Raw genomic sequence first — 6072 nt, forward strand, 5'->3', positions numbered from 1 at the left:
GTGTCCGACTTGTTTACCAGGTCAAAGATGATCAGGTAGTTATTTTGCTAATTACCGTTGGAAAACGAGCTGATAGCATTGTTTATGATGAAGCAAAAAAGCGGATAAAAGACTAAAAATGGGAGCTATTGCTCCCATTTCATTTTTAAGAATGATTCTTTAAATCTTCCAACATTGCTTCACGCAGAATTTTGTTCATACGTGTTTGATAGCCTTTCCCTTGTGCTTTTAACCATGCCAGTACATCAGCATCTAAGCGAACAGAAGTCTGTTGCTTCACTGGACGATAAAATTGCCCATGACGAACTGCCTTACTCCAGTCGGTGATTTCAGGAATATCAGACAGATCTAATTGATCATCAGATACAGTTCCCTTAGCAAGGAGACGTTTAATTTCAGCATTTTGCTTGTCGCTGAAATTTTCATTCAGCTCTTTGCGTGTATATCTAACCATGCTCATATTGATTTCGCTCCGCCTTAGTTACCTGTCTTGCACTAATGATTCGTATGATTTCACAGTCATCTTCATCAAAGATGGTGTGGGCTACTAGTAGCATTAGTACACCTTTTACTTTTCCAATGGTTTGCCAACGTTCTTCACCATCGGTATGTCTGTCTTGAATTGAGATCCTTAGCGGATCTTCAAAAATAAGGCTTGCTGTTTCGAAAGAGACATCGTGCTTTTGCTGATTCTTTCGATTCTTTGCCTCATCCCATTCGAAATACTGTTCCATAAAAAACATTCAAATTTGTATATACAATAATGTATCACATATTTGTATCACTCAAGGTAATAAGTGTAATTTTCAGTCAAAATTATTGGCAAGAACTATCAAAACCGCTCATAAAAAATCCGACTTGTTTCCAAGCCGGATTTTTGCTGTTTTTTGAGTTTTCTATTTTAATATAAATAATTGATATTAAATGATTATTACAATCGCGTTTCGTATAAGGTGTATTATGTTAATTTTAGGAAAAATATAAAGTCGTTATAAAATTGATAGCTATTAAATTAATAGATACTGTCAACTTTACTGTATTCAACTACTTTTATTTCATAGCCATAATCTGTTCTATTTTTAAGATTAATCAAAACAAATCTGGTATCTATTGCTTCTAATAGTCTCCAATCAGACTGATCACTTGGATATGACGTTTGCTGATCAAACAATACTATTGGGAGTGTTTTATTATTAATGGCTTTATTTGCATCGTTCATACCACTTCCGAACATACCACCAAAAGCAATAATCGTTAAAAATAGTACTAAAGGGGAGCTAAAGTATTGCTCTATCTGTCCTCCAAATATAGAACTATGTACATAGGAATAATAAAACACACCAAAATAAAGCGGAATTAACTTAGTTGATAAGGCAATTGATGTCTCTCTTCCTATCAGGAATATGGATATTGTTATAAATAGTACGGAAAAAATCAGTAAATATGAGTGACCTACCCATGCAGAAATAGATAAATAAATTAAAGAAATTATGCTCCCAAAAGCGAACAATAAAGTAGTAATTAGAATTGAGTAAAATAAGCTATAAGCGGATATAGAAGGTAATATCCATAAAGCATCAAACGTAGAAAAGTAACCAAACTTATAAGTGCCAGCTAAAGCTATCAATATCAGTGGTATGGCAGCATAAAGCTCAAGAACTTTCTTTAATGAGAAAGAGTTATACAAAATATCCCCTACCTAAAAATGTAAGAATTACATACATCTCAAAAAGACACCGATTTAAGATGTCCTTTTATTTAATAAAAAATTTAAAAGAAATTTTCAGGATATAAGAATGAGGGAATATGTCTTCTAATCAATTGAGCCTGTGCAAGATACCCTCTAGTTTCTAGTTCTAATAAAAACACTGGCCAAGGTGGAATATTACTTTTATAGACATTAATTGAAGATGTAGACATGCCACCTCCTTGAGACGTAGACAGTCCACCATACTGGGACGTGGACAATCCGCCATACTGAGACGTAGACAATCCGCCATACTGAGACGTAGACAATCCGCCATACTGGGACGTAGACAATCCGCCATACTGAGACGTGGACATTCCACCATACTGGGACGTGGACATTCCGCCATACTGAGACGTGGACATTCCACCATATTGAGACGTGGACATTCCGCCATACTGAGATGTAGATAATCCACCATATTGGGAGGTACTTAAATTGCGTGGCCAAGTTCTTAAATTTGGTATTTCTGGTCGTGACATAGCTCTATAACTCTTAGATATTGATAATAAAAAATTTATTAGAGTACATTACTATTTTTAAACCATTTATTGTGTGCTGTTTAAAAAATACACGACAGATTATGTCTCATTAATTAAATTTTATTATCTATTCTTTATCACATTTAACATAATGGCGGTTATACGAAATTCATATTTTAAACACATAAAAATCAAATACTTGTGTTATAGTGATAATGCTCGACGATGTCGAAAAGCTGACTTGGAAACAAGTCGGCTTTTTTATGATCGTTTTTGATAGTTCTTGCCAATAATTTTGTTTAAAAAGTAATCAATTTTGAGATTTTTCAAATTTTATCAATGCCTCAATGTCCAAAATTATCCACATTTTTTGTGGATAAAATTTAGGCTATTTTGTACGTTTTGGCTCACATCAATCTCGGCCCTTTGCTGCTATCCGGAATGACTGGAATTTTACTATTATGAACTCATCGGGAACAGGAAGTTCCATATAAGAATAACAATAGATAAGCACAAGGACTGTAAGGTAGGACAGGAGTTATACCGAGCGAACCAATACGAAAAACCCCGGCAGGATGCCGGGGTTTTTTATTGCTTAGAATATCTATAACTGGGTATTGATCTGATAGCGTGTATTACGTCCACCACCTTCTAATTTAACGATACATTCTTTCTCAAGTAAGTCTGATAAGTGGCGAGTAGCCGTTGCCTTACTGACTTTAGCAACCTTTTGATATTGCGAAGCACTAATACCATGTTCAAAGCCATTTTCGCCACCGTCTAATAAACGATGTAGAACTTTACGTTGTTCTTCACCCAGGGCTAAATTTGAATATTTATGCCAAAATTGACTTTTAAACAATGTTCGACTGATCTGCGCTAAGGTTTTTTCAAGGCTTTCATTCAACGTGTCTAGAAACCAAATCAGCCAATCTGTGATATCAGAATCATTTTTTTGAGTTTGTTCTAATATCTCATAGTAACTTTTACGTTTATTTAATATCGCAGTAGACATTGCATACAAACGGATACTTTGCTCATCCATTTGAGCTAGAGCAAGGTCTGTAAGTGTACGTGTAATACGGCCATTACCATCATCAAAAGGATGTAGGGTAACAAACCATAAATGGGTAATGCCTGCACGTAACAGAGGATCAAGCAATGAATCATTCAGACTCTGATTAAACCACGCTATGAAGGTATGTAAGCGTTCTTCTAAGCCTTCTCTTGGCGGTGCTTCAAAATGTACTTTAGGGTAATCCAATCGACCTGAAACGACCTGCATAGGCTCTGATCCCCTCAGTTGACCAATGCGTAAACGTTGCATTGTCCAGTCGGGGTCATTGAAAAGCCAACGATGCCATTGCATGAGGCGCTCAACAGTCAGTGGTTGCTTAACATCGTTCAGCGCATCCAGCATGATATTGGCTAAACCTTCTGATCGATCTGAGCTTGGATAAGGCTGTTCAAGAGTGACACCCAAGCGTTGGGCTAAAGATGATCGCAATGAAAAAACATTGAGGGTTTCATTTTCAATTGCTGATGAAGCAACGAGATTGGCAAGTAGAGTATCTAGAGTGAATTGTTCTTTCGCTAAATCATGCTGACTTTGTCCAAGAAGAATTCCTATTTTTTGATGTATCTGTCTGGTTTTAGGTAAGATAGTTGAATCCTGCCATGTGAAATTTGTCCAGTTTTCTGCTTGCCAAATCCATTTCTGCATTTTCAATCTCTCTCATCTAAAATCTAAGATGAGTTAAATATAGCACAAATTCGACTCATATTGTGAGCCGAATTTGTACTGTTAATTAGCTCATTATTTATCGAGAACAGTTCTACTTGGGGCTTACATTTTGTGTTATTCACCAATTAAAATGTCTATGTGATAAACCATTTAAAATGTCCTGTTTTTAACCACAAGAGTCAAGCACAGGATTTAAATTTCTTTGTTCAATAACAGCTTTCTGAGCTTTACGACTCGGCATACTTTTCTTGAGACGGGAACGTTTATTCTGTTTCTCCAACTCTTCATGTTGTTGCTGGATATGCGCCAGAACTGAGCCTAATCTTTTATTCTCAACCACTTCATTCTGCTGTAGTCCAGCCAGTTTATTGAAGACGCTATAGTTGATCTTCCGTCCTTCATGCATGAGGGCCACAGTGCCATCCGGGTACTCCAGAAATGAAATGTATTGCCCAACAAGCTTATGATTCAGCTCTGTCGGTTCAAGCAGATAAATACACTTGTCATAGGTGATGGTTAGGTTCTTCGTGACCTTACGCGGTTCCTGCCAAGTGAATATATCCTCCAGCTCAGCATCAGATTCCGTTAAAGATCGATGTAAATTCTTCGAGTTTCTCGCACACTTGGCAAACTTCTGATTGAAGTGCTCAATGAAGCAGGGTAGCCATGCATTGGCTTCGGCAATTGAACTGATGCCTTCCAGACGCATCTCCTTGATCAAACGGTCTTGAAGGGTTCTATTCGCGCGTTCTACGCGACCTTTAGCCTGTGGTGAGTTGGCAAAGATAATATCAATATTTAACTCGTTCAGAATCCGCCCAAATTGCGTGATCTGGCTGTCTTTCCTGGATTTCTGATTAACTCTGAATACCGAATGTTTGTCGCTATAAAAGGCCAGAGGTTTGCCGTATTGTTCAATGTAGGCTCGGGTTGAAAGCATATAGTCGAAGGTGGTTTCCGCCTCACAGAAGCGTAGATGCAACAGCTTTCCAGTGGTATCATCGATATACACCAATAAACAGCACTTAGCAGCGCGTCCTTCGAACCAGTCATGATATGAGCCATCAATCTGGATCAGCTCACCGAAGCAATCCCGGTTATAACGTGGCTGATATGGACGTTTAAGGCGCTTGGATCGCGGAATCCAGAGGTCATTTGCAGTCATCCAGCGCCGAACCGTTTCTACCGGGATATTCAGGTCAAATATGCTGCTGAGCTTCTCATGCGCCAAGGTAGGTCCAAAGCCCAGCAGATGTTCAGAAATAATGGAAAGACATTTTGATTTTAATAACTCATCATGGCGATGATGGCCAGGTTGACCACGACTAGCATGTGCCAGACCTGAAACACCGTCTTGATTGAGTTTCTGCAATAACCGGGTAATTTGACGAGTGGAAAGATTCAGGATTTCAGCAGCACGGACCTGGATAATACGATGATCTCGAACGTCTTGCAGAACTGCAAGACGTTGAATTTCCTTGTCAGACATAGTGATCAACATCTCTAATTTATATCCAGTCCATGATGGTAAAAACCATCATAAACTAGACATTTTTATTGGTGAGAATATAGACACTTTAAATGGTTTCTAACACACTGATTTCGTATAATATAGATTATGTTAAGCGAAGTATACCAAACAATAACTTCATATATCCCTTACACTTACCTGATTTCAATAAGTTAAAGTACTATCCTTTATTTAGATAAATATGATATGTTGAATTAAATTTTAATTCATAAACTTCATCATGTTTGAACTAAAAACAATTCGATTGACAAAAAAAGGTTCAACTAAAAAACAACTAATATTATTGTTTCACCTCAACTCGTACTGTCCCTGTCTATACCCATTATTGTTCTCAATGAAAGTTTTACGCTTTCAAAGGGCTTTGTTGCACAAAGATTTGAAATGCAAAGCGCCCCTAATTGAGCCAAATTTAAGACGTAACTTGGGTAAGTGGTCGACCTGATTCCGTAAATCTGTTGAGGACTGCTACACGTGCATGAATTTCATTCACTTGGCTATCAAAACTCCTTGCGCTGAGTTTATCTCCTAATAATTTAATGCAGTGCATCTTAGTTTCAACCAACTTCGC

Annotated in this window: 6 protein-coding genes and 2 pseudogenes; 1 reads left to right on the top strand and 7 read right to left on the bottom strand. The window is 37.5% G+C overall.

The window, feature by feature from the left end:
• A pseudogene (locus tag FTT86_RS15475) lies at positions 1–116 on the top strand (type II toxin-antitoxin system RelE/ParE family toxin); the annotation flags it as partial.
• 29 nt (positions 117–145) lie between these two features.
• On the opposite strand, the gene FTT86_RS15480 reads toward FTT86_RS15475, so the two are convergent.
• The 7 genes and pseudogenes from FTT86_RS15480 to FTT86_RS15510 form a co-directional block, all read right to left on the bottom strand.
• Positions 146–460 carry a BrnA antitoxin family protein gene (locus FTT86_RS15480; protein ID WP_180039137.1) on the bottom strand — a complete coding sequence of 105 codons (315 nt, stop codon included), beginning with the start codon at positions 458–460 and terminating at the stop codon, positions 146–148.
• Positions 447–734 (bottom strand): BrnT family toxin, encoded by a 288-nt coding sequence (locus FTT86_RS15485; protein ID WP_180039136.1) that lies wholly within the window; start codon positions 732–734, stop codon positions 447–449. Before FTT86_RS15485 ends, FTT86_RS15480 begins: the two co-directional genes overlap by 14 nt.
• Positions 735–1012: 278 nt before the next feature.
• Complete coding sequence (locus FTT86_RS15490; protein ID WP_111885976.1) at positions 1013–1687, bottom strand: hypothetical protein; 675 nt, start codon at positions 1685–1687, stop codon at positions 1013–1015.
• Positions 1688–1856: 169 nt separating this feature from the next.
• Positions 1857–2168, bottom strand: coding sequence for a hypothetical protein (locus FTT86_RS15495; protein WP_162689791.1), 312 nt, complete (start codon positions 2166–2168; stop codon positions 1857–1859).
• A gap of 665 nt (positions 2169–2833) precedes the next feature.
• Positions 2834–3952 (bottom strand): Fic family protein, encoded by a 1119-nt coding sequence (locus FTT86_RS15500; RefSeq protein WP_180087649.1) that lies wholly within the window; start codon positions 3950–3952, stop codon positions 2834–2836.
• 187 nt (positions 3953–4139) lie between these two features.
• Positions 4140–5474: an ISNCY family transposase gene (locus tag FTT86_RS15505; protein WP_180181470.1), complete on the bottom strand. Its 1335-nt coding sequence runs from the start codon at positions 5472–5474 to the stop codon at positions 4140–4142.
• Between the two features lie 439 nt (positions 5475–5913).
• Positions 5914–6072 (bottom strand): annotated as a pseudogene (locus FTT86_RS15510) (IS5/IS1182 family transposase); the annotation flags it as partial.

It is taken from the genome of Acinetobacter sp. YH01021 (genome assembly GCF_013420255.1).
Classification (GTDB): Bacteria; Pseudomonadota; Gammaproteobacteria; order Pseudomonadales; family Moraxellaceae; genus Acinetobacter.